Origin of the sequence: Phocaeicola faecium (assembly GCF_014837055.1) — a bacterium.
Taxonomy (GTDB): Bacteria; Bacteroidota; Bacteroidia; order Bacteroidales; family Bacteroidaceae; genus Phocaeicola; species Phocaeicola gallinarum.
Genome location: NZ_JACSPQ010000010.1, coordinates 156,161 through 173,691 on the forward strand (window position 1 = coordinate 156,161; position 17,531 = coordinate 173,691).

14 protein-coding genes are annotated in these 17,531 nt (G+C 47.7%); 7 read left to right on the forward strand and 7 right to left on the reverse strand.

The features are described 5' to 3' along the window. Positions 1-65: 65 nt before the first annotated feature. Together H9626_RS09930 and H9626_RS09935 are read left to right on the forward strand one after the other, a co-directional pair. Complete coding sequence (locus H9626_RS09930; protein ID WP_178255686.1) at positions 66-431, forward strand: BlaI/MecI/CopY family transcriptional regulator; 366 nt, start codon at positions 66-68, stop codon at positions 429-431. Between the two features lie 21 nt (positions 432-452). Next, complete coding sequence (locus H9626_RS09935) at positions 453-1,814, forward strand: M56 family metallopeptidase (RefSeq protein WP_191710398.1); 1,362 nt, start codon at positions 453-455, stop codon at positions 1,812-1,814. A 48-nt stretch (positions 1,815-1,862) separates the two neighbouring features. On the opposite strand, the gene H9626_RS09940 is transcribed toward H9626_RS09935, so the two are convergent. Then, positions 1,863-3,038 (reverse strand): MalY/PatB family protein, encoded by a 1,176-nt coding sequence (locus H9626_RS09940; protein ID WP_191710399.1) that lies wholly within the window; start codon positions 3,036-3,038, stop codon positions 1,863-1,865. Between the two features lie 403 nt (positions 3,039-3,441). Here H9626_RS09940 and H9626_RS09945 point away from each other — a divergent pair, with 403 nt between their 5' ends. From H9626_RS09945 to H9626_RS09965, 5 genes are read left to right on the forward strand one after another with little or no spacing between them, the layout of a single operon-like run. Then, a complete protein-coding gene (locus tag H9626_RS09945) occupies positions 3,442-4,284 on the forward strand; it encodes a prephenate dehydratase (RefSeq protein ID WP_178255714.1) in 843 nt (280 codons plus the stop codon). Continuing rightward, positions 4,259-5,446, forward strand: coding sequence for a pyridoxal phosphate-dependent aminotransferase (locus H9626_RS09950; RefSeq protein WP_191710400.1), 1,188 nt, complete (start codon positions 4,259-4,261; stop codon positions 5,444-5,446). The genes H9626_RS09945 and H9626_RS09950 overlap by 26 nt, the downstream gene beginning before the upstream one ends. Before the next feature lie 46 nt (positions 5,447-5,492). Further along, entirely contained in the window at positions 5,493-6,560 is a 1,068-nt protein-coding gene (locus tag H9626_RS09955; RefSeq protein ID WP_178255682.1) for a bifunctional 3-deoxy-7-phosphoheptulonate synthase/chorismate mutase type II, read from the forward strand. A gap of 26 nt (positions 6,561-6,586) precedes the next feature. Next, entirely contained in the window at positions 6,587-7,360 is a 774-nt protein-coding gene (locus H9626_RS09960; protein ID WP_191710401.1) for a prephenate dehydrogenase, read from the forward strand. Between the two features lie 35 nt (positions 7,361-7,395). Further along, positions 7,396-9,957, forward strand: coding sequence for a glycoside hydrolase family 84 protein (locus H9626_RS09965; RefSeq protein ID WP_225230954.1), 2,562 nt, complete (start codon positions 7,396-7,398; stop codon positions 9,955-9,957). Between the two features lie 188 nt (positions 9,958-10,145). Here H9626_RS09965 and metH read toward each other — a convergent pair whose 3' ends face one another. The 6 genes from metH to H9626_RS09995 all read right to left on the reverse strand — a co-directional run bounded on the left by metH (position 10,146) and on the right by H9626_RS09995 (position 17,467). Then, positions 10,146-12,881 (reverse strand): methionine synthase, encoded by a 2,736-nt coding sequence (gene metH / locus H9626_RS09970; RefSeq protein WP_191710402.1) that lies wholly within the window; start codon positions 12,879-12,881, stop codon positions 10,146-10,148. Positions 12,882-12,945: 64 nt separating this feature from the next. After that, a complete protein-coding gene (smpB, locus tag H9626_RS09975) occupies positions 12,946-13,407 on the reverse strand; it encodes an SsrA-binding protein SmpB (RefSeq protein ID WP_178255679.1) in 462 nt (153 codons plus the stop codon). Then, positions 13,407-13,976 (reverse strand): Yip1 family protein, encoded by a 570-nt coding sequence (locus H9626_RS09980; protein WP_178255678.1) that lies wholly within the window; start codon positions 13,974-13,976, stop codon positions 13,407-13,409. Before H9626_RS09980 ends, smpB begins: the two co-directional genes overlap by 1 nt. Before the next feature lie 94 nt (positions 13,977-14,070). Beyond that, positions 14,071-14,919 (reverse strand): hypothetical protein, encoded by an 849-nt coding sequence (locus H9626_RS09985; protein ID WP_178255677.1) that lies wholly within the window; start codon positions 14,917-14,919, stop codon positions 14,071-14,073. A 432-nt stretch (positions 14,920-15,351) separates the two neighbouring features. Next, on the reverse strand, positions 15,352-17,181 hold the full coding sequence (locus H9626_RS09990; RefSeq protein ID WP_288731869.1) for a YgiQ family radical SAM protein: 1,830 nt from the start codon (positions 17,179-17,181) through the stop codon (positions 15,352-15,354). Further along, positions 17,162-17,467, reverse strand: a complete 306-nt coding sequence (locus H9626_RS09995; protein WP_178255676.1) for a DUF8442 family protein — start codon at positions 17,465-17,467, stop codon at positions 17,162-17,164. The genes H9626_RS09990 and H9626_RS09995 overlap by 20 nt, the downstream gene beginning before the upstream one ends. Between the last annotated feature and the right edge of the window lie 64 nt (positions 17,468-17,531).

A 17,531-nucleotide genomic window follows, 5' to 3' on the forward strand; every position in this document is an offset into this window, starting at 1 on the left:
AAGATTTGTTTTATTACGAAAAAATCGTAGATTTGCGAAAAGTTCGTAATTAACTTATATATAGCATGGAACGATTAACAATACAAGAAGAAGAAGTAATGCGCTACATCTGGCGGATAGGGGCATGTTTTATAAAAGATATAGTAAATCAATATGCCGAACCCCGTCCGCCTTATACAACGGTAGCGTCTATTGTCAACAACCTGAAGCGGAAAGGCTTTGTGGAAGCAAAGCGGTATGGAAATACATACCAGTACACCCCGCTGGTTCTTCAGAGCGAGTATAAAAAAACATCGGTAGGCACTTTCGTGCAGAATTATTTCGCCGATTCGTATAAAGAAATGGTTTCTTTTTTCGCCAAAGAACAGAAAGTATCGGTCGACGATTTGAAAGAAATCATCAACCTGATAGAGAAAGGAAAAGAAAAATAACCGTACTAATTTACACCCGATATGGCTACTGAGTTTATCTATCTGCTCCAAGTAAATGCAGGCATAGCGCTGTTTTATGCGTTTTATAAATTGTTCTGCTGCCGCGATACCTTTTTGGTGTGGCGCAGGGTAGTGTTGCTCTTGTTACCTGTACTTTCTTTCCTGCTCCCGTGGGTGGGTATGAGCGACTGGATGCAGGGGCAGACGGCAGTTACCCGGGTGGCAGATTACTACGAAACACTGGCTCTGCCGGAGGTGTTGGTAACTCCTCTGAACTCTATGGGAAGAACGGTAGGATTCTACCGCTTGTGTTTCCTCGTCCTATGGGTAGGAATGGTGTGTCTTTGCGGTAGAATTTTAATCCAGTTAATCAGCCTTTTCCGGCTTGCCCGAATAAGCCCCTCAGGGGTTCTGGAAGGGGTGCGGGTGCGTTACCTGCAAGAGCCTTCCGGTGCGTTTTCTTTCTTTGGATGGATATTCGTCTGCAAAGACTCGGTGAAGCCCGATGAAGTAAAAGAAGTACTGACACACGAGTTGGCACACGTCCGCCAATGGCATTCGGTAGATATCCTGCTGATGGAGGCGCTGACCGCTATTTGTTGGTGGAATCCTTTCGCGTGGTTAGTAAGGCAGGAGGTGCGCCGCAATCTGGAGTACCTTGCCGACCGCAGCGTCATTGCGTCGGGCGTTGCTCCCCGCCATTATCAATACCATCTGTTACAGGCGGTATGCAGTTTTCCTGAAATCGGATTGTCGAATCATTTCAATTTCACTCACCTTAAAGAACGTATTATCATGATGAACAAAAAGCAAACCAACGGCGCGGCGCATCTGAAGTATGTGCTGTTCGCCCTCCCGACTTTCGCCCTGCTGGTAGCCGGAAACGTATCGTGTACTTCCGAAACCAAGCCGGCAGATGAGGCTGTTCAGGAAAATCCGGAAAAAGTTGCGGTTGAGGCTGAGCCGGGTAAAGAGCAACCTGTACCTTCGGAATCTTCCAACGTGACAGTGTCTGTGGCTGAAGTAGGGGAAGGGCAGGCTATACCGGAAGCATCTTCAGCGGAAGAGGACATACTGGAGGTGGCAGAAGTAATGCCGGAATTTCCCGGCGGATATAAAGCTCTGTTAGAATTCATATCGAAAAATGTCAGTTATCCGGAGGAAGCCATGAAAAACGCATGGCAAGGACGGGTTGTCCTGCAATTTGTTATAGAGAAAGACGGAGCGGTGAGCAACATAAAGGTGCTTCGCAGCGTGAATGAAACTTTAGACAACGAAGCCATGCGGGTTATTCGGGAAATGCCTAAATGGACTCCGGGTAAAGACAAGGGGAAAGAGGTACGTTGTAAGTATACTATCCCAATCGTTTTTGCACTTAAATAAACAGAAACAATACAGGCACGCTTTCTGGCGTGCCTGCGTATGTACTGATCAAGAATCCAAGCCTTCGTAAGCTGTTCGGAGTTGCTTCATCGCCTGCTCCAGCACCGAGCGCGGGCAACCTGCGTTCAGCCGCATGAAGCCAGCCCCTTCCTTGCCGAACATCTCCCCGTCGTTCAGTGCCAATCCGGCCTTCGAAACGAAGAAATCATTCAGTTCGTCGTGCGTCAATCCCAATTCGCGGCAGTCTAACCATACTAAATAAGAAGCCTGCGGACGCATAGCCTTTATCTTCGGCGTATGCGTCTTGAGGAAATTGTCGATGTAATCAATGTTTCCCTGAATGTATGCCAGACACTGCTCCAACCACTCTTCGCCCTGTGTGTAAGCCGCTTCTACTGCCGGATATGCCAATACGTGCCCCATATCCAGCTCGCCCGCATCCAAATAAGTACGGAACTGCCGGCGCAGACTGTCGTTATATATAATGGTATGCGAAGCCGCCATCCCCGGCATGTTGAACGCCTTGCTGGGAGCCATGAACGTAACCGAATTGTTTCTGGCGCGTTCCGAAATCATGGCGAACGGACGATGCCGGTAAGGAGGAAGCGTTAGGTCGGCATGGATTTCGTCGGAGAACACAATCACGTGATGCTCGGCACAAATGTCGGCTACGGCGTTCAGTTCTTCTTCCGTCCATACCACTCCTCCGGGATTATGCGGATTACAGAGGATGAATACACGCACCCCCTCGATGTTGCGGCGGAAAGCCTCTAAGTCCATACGGTAATGACCGTCGGTAAGTTGCAGCGGGCATTCCACCAAACGGCGGTTGTTCCGTTTTACTAACCACGCGAAAGGATGATACACCGGAGGCATAATCATGACCTTCTCTTCCGGGCGGGTGAAACAGTTCAGCGCCATGCCCAGCCCCGGTACGATACCCGGCACATAGTTCAGGTGTTTCGTTTCAATTTCCATGCCGTAACGTCGCTTTACCCAGTCGGTAATCGCCCGGTAATAACTTTCAGGTTTGGCGGTATAACCTAAAATAGGATGTTCGCAACGTTTGCGGATGGCGTTGATGACATACGGCGGCGTGGCAAAATCCATGTCTGCCACCCAGAGCGGTATCAAGTCCGTCCGTCCCCAAATCTCTTTCATGCCGTCTACTTTTTCTGCGCTTGTTCCGGCTCGGTTTATCACTTCATCGAAATTATACTTCATTGTAAAATCAGTAATTATTGGTTTATTGAATTGTCGGATTTATTTCTCACTTCCGGATTGATGGAACATACGTCTGTACGGACGTAAATCGAAGGATAAAGGTAATACAAAAAAGAAGAAGTCTGTTTGAGTCGAAAAAAAATATGAGAAAAAGTTTGCAAAATATTTGTTTGTTCAAGAAAATTATTACTTTTGCAACGTAAACCATAACAAAATAACAACAATGAAAATAATTGCGACTTACTTCTTCTTTTCCTTTTATTACTTTTACTTTAGCAATGAAGTGAAGCGGGAGTTTGTGCGTGTATAATTGAATAAAATTGTAATACGATAGATAGATTTCAAAGTCCCGCTTCCGTAAGAAAGCGGGACTTTTTTTTAACGTTAAGAAAGCATTATGAAAATGAAGAGAGTAGCGATACAAGGCGTTCCGGGTTCGTATCACGACATTGCAGCCCATAAATATTTCAAAGACGAAGAAATAGAGCTGATTTGTTGTAATACGTTCGAGGAGGTGTTCGAACAGATGCGCAAAGACAGTAACGTATTGGGTTTGATAGCCATCGAAAATACCATTGCAGGAAGCCTGCTCCATAATTATGAATTGTTGCGCGAAAGTGGTGCAACGATTATCGGAGAGCATAAACTCCGTATCAGTCACAGCATTATGTGTTTGCCCGGTGAAGAGTGGGGGACACTGACCGAGGTGAATTCCCACCCGGTGGCGTTGGCGCAATGTCGTGACTTCTTGCAACACCATCCGCAGTTGAAGGTGGTAGAAACCGAAGATACTGCAGCAAGCGCACGTGATATAAAAGAGAAAGGACTGAAAGGACATGCTGCCATTTGTTCGAAATATGCTGCCCAACTGTATGGCATGAAAATTTTGCAGGAAGGCATTGAGACAAACAAGCATAATTTTACCCGTTTTCTGGTGATTTGTGACCCGTGGCTGGCAGACGAACTGAAAGACCGTTCGAAGGTAAACAAGGCGAATATCGTATTTTCATTACCTCACAGCGAAGGCAGTTTGTCGCAAGTATTGTCTATCTTTTCGTTCTATAAAATAAACCTGACCAAAATCCAGTCGTTGCCCATCATCGGACGCGAATGGGAATATATGTTTTACGTCGATGTGATGTTTAACGACTATTTGCGCTATAAACAGTCTATCGACGCCGTAACCCCATTGACTAAAGCACTTAAAATATTAGGAGAATATGCAGAAGGAGAATCAACCATATAATATACAGCCTGCCGACCGTTTGGCAAGCGTAAGCGAATATTATTTCAGCCGCAAGCTGAAAGAAGTGGCAAAGATGAATGCCGAAGGTAAAGACGTGATCAGTCTGGGTATCGGAAGTCCCGACCTGCCGCCTTCGCCCGAAACCATCGATGTATTGTGTGAAAATGCCCGTAAGCCCGACGCCCACGGGTATCAGCCCACGGTGGGGATACCCGAACTGCGCAAAGCGATGGCAGACTGGTATAAACGCTGGTACGATGTAGACCTTGACCCGGCTACGGAAATCCAACCGCTTATCGGTTCGAAGGAAGGAATACTTCACGTGACACTGGCACTGGTAAATCCCGGCGACCAAGTATTGGTTCCTAATCCGGGATATCCTACCTATACCTCGCTAAACAAAATTTTAGGCAGTGAGATAGTGAACTATAACCTGCGTGAAGACAATCACTGGCAACCGGACTTTGAGGAACTGGAGCGTATGGATTTGAGCCGCGTGAAAATCATGTGGACCAACTATCCGAATATGCCTACGGGAGCCAATGCTACGATGGAGCTTTACGAGCGTTTGGTGGATTTTGCCCGCCGTCATAGCATCGTTATTGTCAACGATAATCCGTACAGCTTTATCCTGAACCGCAAGCCGATTAGTATTCTGAATGTTCCGGGAGCAAAAGAATGTTGTATCGAGTTTAACTCAATGAGTAAGAGCCACAATATGCCCGGTTGGCGTGTAGGGCTTCTGGCTACCAATGCCACCTTCGTACAATGGATATTGAAGATAAAGAGCAATATTGACTCCGGTACATTCCGCCCCATGCAGTTGGCTGCTGCCCAAGCCTACCATAACAGTGCCGAGTGGCATGAAGAAGCAAACTACGAAGTGTACAGTCGCCGTCGCCGGCTGGCAGAAGAAATCATGACCACGTTGGGTTGTACGTTCGACCCCGAACAGGTGGGCATGTTCTTGTGGGGACGCATTCCCGACAGCTATGCCGATGTAGAAGAACTTACAGAAAAAGTTTTGCATGAGGCTCGCGTTTTCATTACGCCGGGATTTATTTTCGGCAGCAACGGAAAACGCTACATCCGCATCTCGCTCTGTGCAAAGGAAGATAAGCTGGCAGAGGCATTGAACCGTATTAAAAAGATTATGGACTGACGAAAGTTTTGTCCTCTGAATGTGAATACTTAAAAACTTTAAAGATATGGAACTTGATTTACAACCTATCGAACTGGAAGGCGTATCTAAAGAACGTCCGTTGGTAATAGCAGGACCTTGCAGCGCCGAAACTGAAGAACAAGTGATGTCTACCGCCAAGCAGTTGGCAGACAAAGGTATCAAAATATTCCGTGCCGGAATCTGGAAACCCCGTACAAAACCGGGAGGTTTCGAAGGGATCGGCGTAGAGGGATTGGCTTGGCTGAAAGAAGTGAAGAAAGAAACCGGTATGTATGTTACCACAGAGGTTGCCACTGCCAAACACGTGTACGAATGTCTGAAAGCAGGTATCGACCTGTTGTGGATAGGTGCGCGTACTACTGCAAACCCCTTTGCCGTACAGGAAATAGCCGATGCACTGAAAGGCGTAGACATTCCTATATTGATAAAGAATCCCGTGAACCCTGATTTGGAACTGTGGATTGGAGCATTGGAACGTATCAATAATGCCGGACTGAAACGTATTGGAGCCATTCATCGCGGATTCTCGTCTTACGACAAGAAAATATACCGTAACCTTCCGCAATGGCATATTCCGATAGAATTGCGCCGCCGCATCCCGAATCTGCCGATATTGTGCGACCCCAGCCACATCGGAGGAAAACGTGAACTGATTGCTCCGCTTTGCCAGCAGGCTATGGACTTGGGATTTGACGGATTGATTGTAGAATCTCATTGTAACCCCGACGGAGCATGGAGTGACGCTTCTCAGCAGGTTACTCCCGACGTATTAGATTACATCTTAAACCTGTTGGTTATCCGCAGCGAGCACCAGTCTACCGAAAACCTGAACGAACTGCGCCGGCAGATAGACGAATGTGATAACGACCTGATGGAAGTGCTTGCAAAACGTATGCGTGTATGCCGCGAAATCGGTACTTTCAAGAAAGAACATAACATGACCATCCTTCAAACTGGACGTTACAATGAAATATTAGACAAGCGCGGTGCGCAAGGTTCGTTGTGTGGCATGGATGCTAATTTTGTAAAGCAAGTCTTTGAACTGATTCACGAAGAAAGTGTTCGTCAGCAAATGGAAATCATTAACAAATAAACCATAAATATATAAATCAAGAATAAATGCGAATATTGATATTGGGAGCCGGAAAAATGGGTTCCTTCTTTACCGACATATTGAGTTTCGAGCACGAAACGGCTGTTTACGATGTAAATCCCCAACGCTTGCGGTTTATGTATAACTGCTATCGGTTTACTTCGTTGGAAGAAATCGCTGAGTTTAAACCGGAACTGGTGATTAACGCCGCCACAGTGAAATATACGCTCGATGCTTTTCATCAGGTACTTCCGGTTCTTCCGAAAGACTGTATCATCAGCGATATAGCTTCGGTTAAAACCGGATTAAAGGAATTTTACGATACGTGCGGCTTCCGTTACGTGTCTACCCACCCGATGTTCGGCCCTACGTTTGCCAATCTTGATAAGCTGAGTACCGAAAACGCCATCATCATTAAAGAAGGCGACCATTTAGGGAAAATCTTTTTCAAAGACCTCTATCAGCGTTTGGGATTAAATATCTTTGAATACACGTTTAAGGAACACGACGAAACGGTGGCATACTCGCTTTCCATTCCTTTCGTGTCTACCTTTGTCTTCGCTGCCGTAATGAAGCATCAGGACGCTCCGGGTACTACTTTCAAGCGTCACATGGACATAGCCAAAGGCGTGTTGAGTGAAGACGATTACTTGTTGCAAGAGATATTGTTTAACCCGCATACCCCCGAACAGGTAGAAGGCATCCGCACAGAGCTTAACGAACTGCTGGATATTATCAGCCGGAAAGATGCTGAGGGGATGCACGCCTATCTTAGCAAGATTCGGGAAAAGATTAAGTAAATTATAAATTTAGTGTATATTTAAATTTTGGGAGTATGTATTTAAGTCGTAACAAATCGATGATAGCTGCGGTTGCTTGCGCGATGGCGTGTGGCACTTTGGCAGCTCAAGAGGCGGAGTTTGACCTGTCGTCTCAGCGATCGGAAGTGCAGAACGTTTTGCCGGTCACGGGTAAGAAATTAGACCATCAGGGTCTCATTGTCAATCCGATGCCGCACCGGATGACGGTCGACAGAGCCAATGTATGGAACGTTTCTGAAGGGTTTGCTTTGAAAGACAAGCAGAATAAGTTTGCCAATGCCTTTGGCTTTACTACCCTCGACAAGAAAGGCGTTAAGCTGAATGTTGATTTCGGCGGCAAAGCTGCTGCAAAGGCTGGAGTGAAAGAAGTGTCGGGCGCATACATGCTGCGTATCGACAAAAAAGGTGTTACCATCGTTGGTTACGACGAGCGGGGAGCTTTTTATGGTATTCAAACTCTTCGCCAGTTGTTGGAAAGCCCGGCAGTGAAAGACGGTGAGTTGCCGTATATGGATATCAATGATTATCCCGACTTGCCCAACCGCGGAGTGGTAGAAGGATTTTACGGTACGCCGTGGTCGCACGCCGTGCGTCTGTCGCTGATTGATTTCTACGGCAAGTTTAAAATGAACACTTACCTTTACGGACCGAAAGATGACCCGTATCACAGTTGTCCGAACTGGCGTCTGCCTTATCCTGAAAAAGAAGCTCAAAACATCAAAGAGCTGATAGAGGCTTGTAACCGTAATTATGTGGATTTTGTTTGGGCAATCCATCCGGGACAGGACATCAAGTGGAACGAAGAAGACTATAACAATCTGGTCAATAAGTTTAATCTGATGTACGACTTGGGCGTGCGTCATTTTGCTATTTTCTTTGATGACATTTCAGGCGAGGGAACCAATCCTTACAAGCAAACCGAGTTGCTGAACCGCCTGACCGATGAGTTCGTGAAAGAAAAAGGAGACGTTAGTCCGCTTACCGTTTGTCCTACCGACTACTCTAAGTTGTGGGCAAACCCCACGCCGAAAGGCAGTCTTGCCATTTACGGTAATACGATGAATCCGGAAATCAAAGTGTTCTGGACGGGTGATGTGGTTTGTAGCGACCTGACTCCGGAGACATTGGAATTTGTGGATTCACGTATCAAGCGTCCGGCTTACTATTGGTGGAACTATCCTGTAACCGACTATGCACGCAATTTCCTTCTTCAAGGACCGGTGTACGGACTGGATACTTCGCTTACCGACAAAGAAACGTGCGGTGTGGTAAGTAACCCGATGGAGCATGGTGAAGCATCGAAACTTGCGTTGTATGGCGTGGCAGACTATACGTGGAACGTGGCTGCCTATAACCCGATAGATAACTGGGAAAGAGGACTTGGCGAGCTGGCTCCCGACGCACGCGAAGCGTACCGGACTTTTGCCATCCACTCGTGTGACACGGAAACGGGATACCGCCGCGATGAATCGTGGGAAACGAAAACTTTCCGGTTGGCTGATTGGTCAGACCAAGCGGCTCAGGCTTTGGAAGACGAATTTGAACGCATCGAGAAAGTGCCTGCACAGATGGAGCAGGGATGTTCCAATAACTTGCTGAAAGGCGAGTTACGTCCGTGGCTGGTAGAGTTCGGCAAATTAGGTACGCGCGGCAAGCAGGCGATAGAGCTGGCACGCATTTACCGTGCCGGTAACGACGATGCCGGTTTCTGGAACAAATACGTTCAGAACCTGATGGATGCCGATGACCGCAAGGCATTCGAAGAACACAAGTCGGGTACGCTGAAGCTGCAACCTTTCTACCTGAACATCATGGATGACATGGCGTTCGGATTCCTCAAAAAACTGACGGGCGAAACTCCGAAACAGTATAAGGGAATCGGCTCGTTCAGCAACTCGACAACCGTGCTCAGCAAACTGATGCTTGATAATGATCTGAATACTCATTATACTTCGGGTATCGGTCAGAAGCCGAACGACTGGATTGGCGTAGACTTGAGAGACGTACGCGATGTAAATGCGGTTACGATTATACAGGGTAGAAACTCGGTAGATGATGTGGATTATTTCGACCACGCTGTGGTGCAGTATTCGGCCGATGGAAAGACATGGAAACCGCTTACCGAAGAACTGACCAAACAGTACGACATCAACTGGAAGGGCGATGCTGTGAAAGCGCGTTACATCCGCTTGCTCCGTTTGGATTCCGACCGTAAGAACTACGCTTCCGTACGTTCGTTCGAGGTAAATCCGCTTACTCCCGATAATTTGGGATTCGCAGTCAAGGCAGAGGAACCCGCCAAAGCGGTGTTTGCATTCGACCAGAATCTGGAAACCTCTTACCTGAGCAAAGGTACGCTGACGTTTGAAGTTTCTCAAGGCGTGAAAGGTTACGTACTGTTGATGAACAAACTGTCAGCTCCCATAACCTGCAAACAGTTGGATAAAGACGGCAAAGTGGTTTCGGAAACCATGCTCAACACCGCCTTCGCAAAGGTAGAAATAGCAAGCGACAAGGTTGTTTCGCTGAGCCTTGAAGGTACAGCCGAAATCTTCGAAGTGGTGACCAAGAAATAACGGCGAGGGAGTATACAGCTTCCTGACCGATTGATTATAAAAGAAATCCCGAAGCGGTTCAAGCAACATTCGAACACGCTTCGGGATTCTTTTTATGCCCTCTTAATTTCATGCGGTAGAGCGGTCAATTCCTTCCCATAGAGTTGCCTGTTTCTATGGGTAGAAGCCAACTGTTCTACCGCTTGCGTTTAGTCCCATAAATTGAGTTTGTTTTCTTGCGCTTCCTTCAGCGAAACCGTTTTCACCGTGCGCGTACGGTTCTTTTCGCGCAGCTCTTGGTATTCTTTTTCCAACTCTTCGGTAAACGCATTGCGCTGGTCGGGATTTAACAGCTTTGCCGCCACTAAAGCGTTTTGCGAAGCATCTTTCATATAAACCACGGGCGCATGGTAGACGGGCGATATTTTCAATGCCGTGTGAAGCTTCGAGGTAGTGGCGCCGCCTATCATCACCGGAATGTCAAGCCCGGCGCGTTGCAATTCCGTTACCACGTGAACCATCTCTTCCAGCGAAGGCGTAATCAGTCCGCTCAGTCCTACAATGTCTACTTTCTCTTTGATAGCCGTCTCTACAATCTTTTCGGCGGGCACCATCACACCGAGGTCGATAATCTCGTAACCGTTACATGCCATGACTACCGAAACAATGTTCTTTCCGATGTCGTGTACGTCGCCCTTCACCGTTGCCACCAATACCTTTCCGGCACTTTTTGTCCCCTCCTGTTTTTCGGCTTCGATGTAAGGCTGAAGGATGGCAACCGCCTTCTTCATGGTGCGTGCGGTTTTTACCACTTGCGGCAGGAACATTTTTCCCGACCCGAACAGCTCGCCCACGTAATTCATGCCCGCCATCAGCGGTCCTTCGATAATGCTTACGGCGTTGGGATAAGTTTGTAGTGCTTCGTGCAAATCTTCTTCCAGATGGTCGCCTATACCCTTGACCAATGCGTATTGCAAACGCTCTTCCACTGTCTGTCCGGCAGCAGGTGTGGTGTCGGACGTTTTTCCGGTTGAGGCTTCGTTTTGGCTTTTCAACATTTCGGCAGTCTCAATCAGTCGCTCGGCTGCGTCGGGCCGGCGGTTTAGAATCACATCCTCAATGCGTTCCAAGATGTCGGCGGGAATGTCTGTGTAAAGCACCGATGTACCGGGGTTTACGATGCCCATGTCCATGCCTTCGCGGATGGCGTGGTAAAGGAATACGGCGTGCATCGCTTCACGGATGTAATTGTTCCCCCGGAACGAGAAAGAAAGGTTGCTTACCCCGCCGCTGACATGGGCACCCGGCAGGTTGCGCCGAATCCAGCCGGTAGCTTTTATAAAGTCGACGGCATAATTGTTATGTTCTTCCATACCCGTGGCAACGGCAAGTACGTTGGGGTCGAATATGATGTCTTGCGGCTTGAATCCCACCCGTTCGGTCAGGATACGGTATGCACGCTCGCAGACTTCGATTTTCCGTTCGAATGTGTCTGCCTGACCCTTCTCGTCGAATGCCATGACGATAACCGCCGCTCCGTATTGTTTTACCGTGCGGGCGTGGTTGATAAATGCCTCTTCCCCCTCTTTCAGCGAGATGGAATTGACAATGCTTTTCCCCTGCGTACATTTTAATCCGGCAAGAATAACGTCCCACTTCGAGGAGTCAATCATGATCGGCACGCGGGCTATCTCCGGTTCCGAGGCAACGAGATTAAGAAAAGTTGTCATCTCTTCGGCAGCGTCCAGCAGTCCGTCGTCCATGTTTACGTCGATAATCTGCGCTCCGTCCTCCACCTGTTTGCGGGCGATAGACAAGGCTTCTTCGTACTTCTTCTCGTTTATCAGTCGCAGAAACTTGCGCGAACCCGCTACGTTACAACGTTCGCCCACGTTTACGAAGTTTATTTCGGGCGATACTTCTAACAACTCCAGTCCCGACAGCCACAGATACTGCGGACATTCGGCCGGAACGTGCGGTTTCTTTCCCTTCGCCAGCTCGCAGAACTTGGCGATATATGCTTCGGTAGTTCCGCAACATCCGCCTATGATGTTTACCAGCCCTTCATCAATGTATTCTTTCACCTCGTCTGCCATCTCTTCCGGCGTCTGGTCATATTCGCCGAGGCTGTTGGGAAGTCCGGCATTCGGGTAGGCACTGATGCGGTAGGGCGCACGCTTAGCCAACTGTTCCAAGAAAGGTTTTAATTGTTTGGCTCCGAATGAGCAGTTCAGCCCTATCGAGAAAATGTCTGCATGTTGAACCGAAGCGAGGAATGCGTCAAGCGTCTGTCCGGATAGGGTTCTCCCTGCCACGTCCGATACGGTGACCGACAGCATCAGCGGCACGCGGCGTCCGGTTTTCGCCATCGAAAGTTCAGCGGCACGGATAGCTGCTTTGGCATTTAGCGTATCGAAAATCGTTTCTATCAGCAGTGCGTCTACGCCTCCCTGTAAGAGCGCTTCCATCTGTTCGCAATAAGCATCCTGCAATTCGTCGAACGTGAGGGCACGGAAAGCGGGATTGTTTACATCGGGACTCATGGAACAGGTTTTGTTGGTCGGTCCTACCGAGCCGGCTACAAACCGCGGTTTTTCCGGTGTGGCATATCTGTCCGCCATGCGTCGTGCCAGTTCAGCACCCGCAAGGTTGATTTCGCGGCAATACTCCTGTATGTGGTAATCCGCCATCGAGATGGAAGTGGCGTTGAATGTATTGGTTTCGATGATGTCTGCGCCCGCTTCCAGATATTTCCGGTGAATATCTTCGATAACATCGGGGCGCGTCAGGTTGAGTAAGTCGTTGCATCCTTTCAGTTGCCCCGCGATGTCTTTAAAACGTTCTCCGCGAAAGTCTGTTTCCGAAAGGCGATACCGTTGAATCATTGTCCCCATCGCTCCGTCAAGGATGAGGATGCGTTGGTCTGTCAGTTGTTGTATTGTCATGGTTCGAAGAGTTGAGTATAGGAAAAGTTAAAGGAAGAAAAACACATTAATGCCGTTTGCAGCATTATCTTTTAAACATTCTGTCCATCATGCGCTTATCTTCTTTTTCCTTCAGCGTTTGTCGTTTATCGTATTGCTTCTTACCTTTCGCTAATGCGATAACAACTTTCGCCAATCCTTTTTCGTTGATGTACATGCGTACGGGTACGATGGTAAATCCCGGTTCGTCTGATGTGCGTTCCAGTTTGCGCAGTTCTTTTTTGGTAAGCAGCAGCTTGCGGTCACGCCGTGCAGCATGATTGTTGTACGAACCGTAAAAATATTCGGCGATGTGCATGTTTTTCACCCACAGTTCGCCTCTTGAGAAGAAACAATACGTATCTACCAAACTCGCCTTACCCTGACGGATGGATTTGATTTCCGTTCCGGTGAGTACGATTCCGGCAGTGTATGTATCAATAAATTCATAGTCGAAAGACGCTCGTTTGTTTTTTATATTGATATTATTGTTAGCGGTAGTTTTCATCAGTTCAAAATAACAGAGAGTTTATTAAATATAAATTCAATCAATGCCGGCGACAGCAAGATGAGTATGGTAGCCACGAGGGTGTACGACGTGAGTTTGGTGTCTTTGACGTCCAGATAGCGGCGTGCGCCTTCAAAAACAATGAAAAGCGTATATAACTGTAACAGCCAGCGTAATATGGCTATCGGGAAAAACGGGCAAATGGTATCGAGTACGAAGATAACTACCATCGAGTAACCCGTAAAGGCTTGCATCCTTTCGCGGGAGCACGACAAGCCGAACCATCGTTGTCCCATCCGTTCAAGCAGGTAGGAGGCAAGGAAAAAACCGCCGAATAAAGCCACGGCTACGGCGCAACAACTCTGTAAGGCATACTGGAACACATCGGGCGAGATGCCTCGTTCGATGAATGTTCCTGCAAATTCTGCCAGCCCGCAAACTCCGATGAGAGGGTAGACAAATCCGGTCAGTATGTTGTTTCTTTCGTTCTCAGTACAAATTTCCTCCCACGCCTTTCCCGGAGCAGAAAGCAAACCCAGTATTTTATGGAATAACTCTTTATAATTCATCTTTTCTTCATTCTTTGGTTAGAACGAAACGCAAATGTATAAAAAAAGGAGACATTATCGGCATGTCTCCTTTTTGTTTATTATAAATTAAGCATTAGTTATTCGTACTGCTGTTGCTGTCTTCAGCGAAATATCGTTGGTAAGGTATTTGCAGCGGGTTGGTAGCATCCTTTGCATTGGCATAATCCAACAGCTTTTCATAGTCGGTTCCTCCCATTGAAGTATCCGGAGTTTTGTATTTGATTACAATCTGGTCGGGCAATTCACCGTTTTTGCTTTGGTAAGCGGCAACGGCGCTGCTGATGTCGAAATGCAGATATTTGCTGGTAAATTGCGTACGCTCTTTGTTAAGGTTTGTATCGGTTACGTGGTGATACAGCGTCATTACCAAGTCGTCTGAATACATCGCTTCCGGTTCAGCATTTGCATCATAGTAAAGACCGAATGTATGGTTGGTGCTCGCTTCGTCAAGGTCGCCGTCTGAATCAAGTTTGGCATAGTATGCGGCTAAAATGAAAAGCGTGTTCTTATCGAAGTAAGGAGCTGCATAAGAGTCTACACCTACGGCATAGAACGGAGCGTTGGCGAAACTGGTTACTTCACTTTCGTTGTAAAGATTACGGTACGTTTCTACCGGAGCTAATCCTGTAACAGTGATGTCTACTGTGTGGGTTACATTATTTATCGAATCCGGATTATACTGGTAGCTCATCACTGCATACCGTGCGCTTCCAAAATTGACTTTCGATAAATCTCCCTGATTGGTCGGGGTAAGGGTATATCCGCTGGCGTTGCGGAAAGAATAATAACCGATTGAGCTGGTTATTTGTACATACTCATATCCCGGATAGTTAGAGTTATCGTCATCGCTATTCAAGCAAGAGGTAAATCCCAACATCGCCACAGCTGCGGCAAACATTGCCGCCCATTTCATTTTCTTCATATTCAATTAATTTTTTGGTTTCTAAATGTTTTTCAGTATTTCTGTGCTAAATAAATGGTTTCTTAACGAATATACTGCACGTGTCTGCATGATTTAACAAATATAAACAGAACATCGGGCGTAACTTGAGGCAGGGAGGTAAGAATGCGGCGGAATTTTGACCTCTTTTACGCAAGGAAGGGAGAAGTTCCGTGGCAAGCATACAGGGGAATTAGGGCGTGTTTTATACCTCGTCTGAAAGCTGGAAAATTCTACCCGAAAGCCCCGTAAGTCTTCCGAATAGAAACGATGAATCCTTCCGCAAGAAATTAAATTTCTAACCGTAATGTTTTTAGAGGTGTACAGACCGGGAATCCGGGCTTGAGGGGGAAAGTTTAAAATCGGATTTAGAGCCTGCATAACAGCTGTATAGCAGGCTCTGAATCCGGTCAGTTATCTTTTGTAAAGTTTGTCGATAAGGTCGTTTCTGCCCATGCGTTTAAGCTCATTGATAATATTCCGCCGTTCTTCGGGTTTATACCAGAAGAAAAACATGCGTTGGGCTAATTTCTCTCGTTGGGTCTTGGCAGAATAAACCGGTTCAAGGGTGTAAGGGTGAAAACCTGTATACCAAGCTTCGGTGGCAACGGTCATCGGCGTGGGAGTGAAGTCTTGAACCTGCTCTAAATGGAAATCCAACTTTTTAGTGATAGCCGCCAGTTCTGCCATGTCCTCTTCGGTACATCCGGGGTGGCTGCTGATAAAGTAAGGGATAATCTGCTGGCGAAGGTTCAGTTCACGGTTCAGCGTGTCGAAGATGCGTTTGAACCGGTAGAACTGCTCGAACGGAGGCTTGCGCATCAGGTAAAGCACGCGGTCGCTGGTGTGTTCGGGAGCCACTTTCAGCCGTCCGCTCACGTGGCGCACGATAAGCTCTCGCGTGTACTCGGCTGCGGCGCGGTTCGTCGCCTCGTCTTTGCTCTCGTGAAGCAACAGGTCGTAACGCACTCCGCTCCCGATGAAGCTCTTCTTGATACCCGGCAAGGCATCGACCGCCCGATAAATATCCAACAGCGGGCGATGGTCGGTATTCAGATTCGGACACACTTTGGGATGAATGCACGACGGACGCTTGCACCGCCGGCAAAGCGTTTCGTCTTTTCCACCCATGCGATACATGTTGGCAGACGGCCCGCCGAGGTCGCTTAGGTATCCCTTGAAGTCGGGCATTTCGGTAATAGCCTTCACCTCGCGCAAGATACTCTCTTTGCTTCGGCTTACGATGAACTTGCCTTGATGGGCAGAAATGGTGCAGAACGCGCATCCTCCGAAACATCCGCGGTGAATGTTGACCGAGAATTTAATCATCTCGTAGGCAGGAATCCGTTTCCCTTTGTATTTGGGATGAGGAAGTCGCGTATAAGGAAGGTCGAACGAACGGTCAAGTTCGCCTTGTGTCATGGGCGGATAGGGCGGATTAACCACCACGGTACGTCCCTCAACGGTTTGCAGGATACGTGCCGCCGCATATTTGTTTGATTCTTCTTCAATGTGACGGAAGTTTTGCGCCTGCTTGCGCTTGTCTTTCAGGCATTCCTCGTGCGAGAACAACGTCAAGTCTTCCCACCCCCCGGTGGCGGAAATCGTTTCATTGCGCCGGGTCAGGTAAGCAGTCTGCGGGATGTCGTGAGGAATGTCAGCCGAAATCTTCATGCGCCGGCAAAGTTCCGTAATCGGTTTCTCGCCCATGCCGTAAATCAGCAAATCGGCTCCCGATTCCAATAAAATAGACGGACGCACCTTGTCTTGCCAGTAATCATAATGCGTCAGCCGGCGTAAAGAAGCCTCGATGCCCCCTATGATGACGGGGACATCGGGAAAAAGTCTTTTTAATATCTGGGAATAAACGATGGTGGGATACTCCGGACGCATGTCATGACGCCCATCGGGAGTATAAGCATCCTCGCTGCGGAGCCGTTTGTTTGCCGTATATTTGTTTACCATGCTGTCCATGCATCCGGCAGATACACCGAAAAACAGGCGCGGGCGACCCAATTTCTTGAAATCGCGCAAGTCATCGCGCCAATTCGGTTGGGGAACAATCGCCACTTTCAGCCCCTGCGCCTCCAGCATACGCCCGATGACAGCCGCCCCGAACGACGGATGGTCTACATAAGCATCGCCACTGAACAGAACGACATCCAGTTCGTCCCATCCTCTTAATTCTACTTCTTTTTTGGTTGTAGGCAACCAATCAGTCAGGTTATTCTGTTTCTTTATCACGTTTCCAGTTGATGTAAAGCAAAATGAGCTGATGCAGCCCGAAGGCTTTCATGTTATTATGATAAATCACATCGATGCAGAGGTCGAGCAAGTCTTTGCTGTTTTCTTCCATCGAAGCAATCAGCGAACGGACGTTCAGCTTCAGTTTGTCGAGTACGCTCTCGTCTACGATTCCGTTGCTGTCTATTAATCCTTGAAAGAGCGCATATTTATCAATTGTTTCCAGATGTGTTTCCGAGATTTCCATGCTTCGGGTTCCCGAAGGGTTTGTCTGTATTGTGTACATAGTCGTCAAATTTTAGAGTTTCATACAGACAAAGTTATACCTTTTTCCCGAATAACATCTGTTT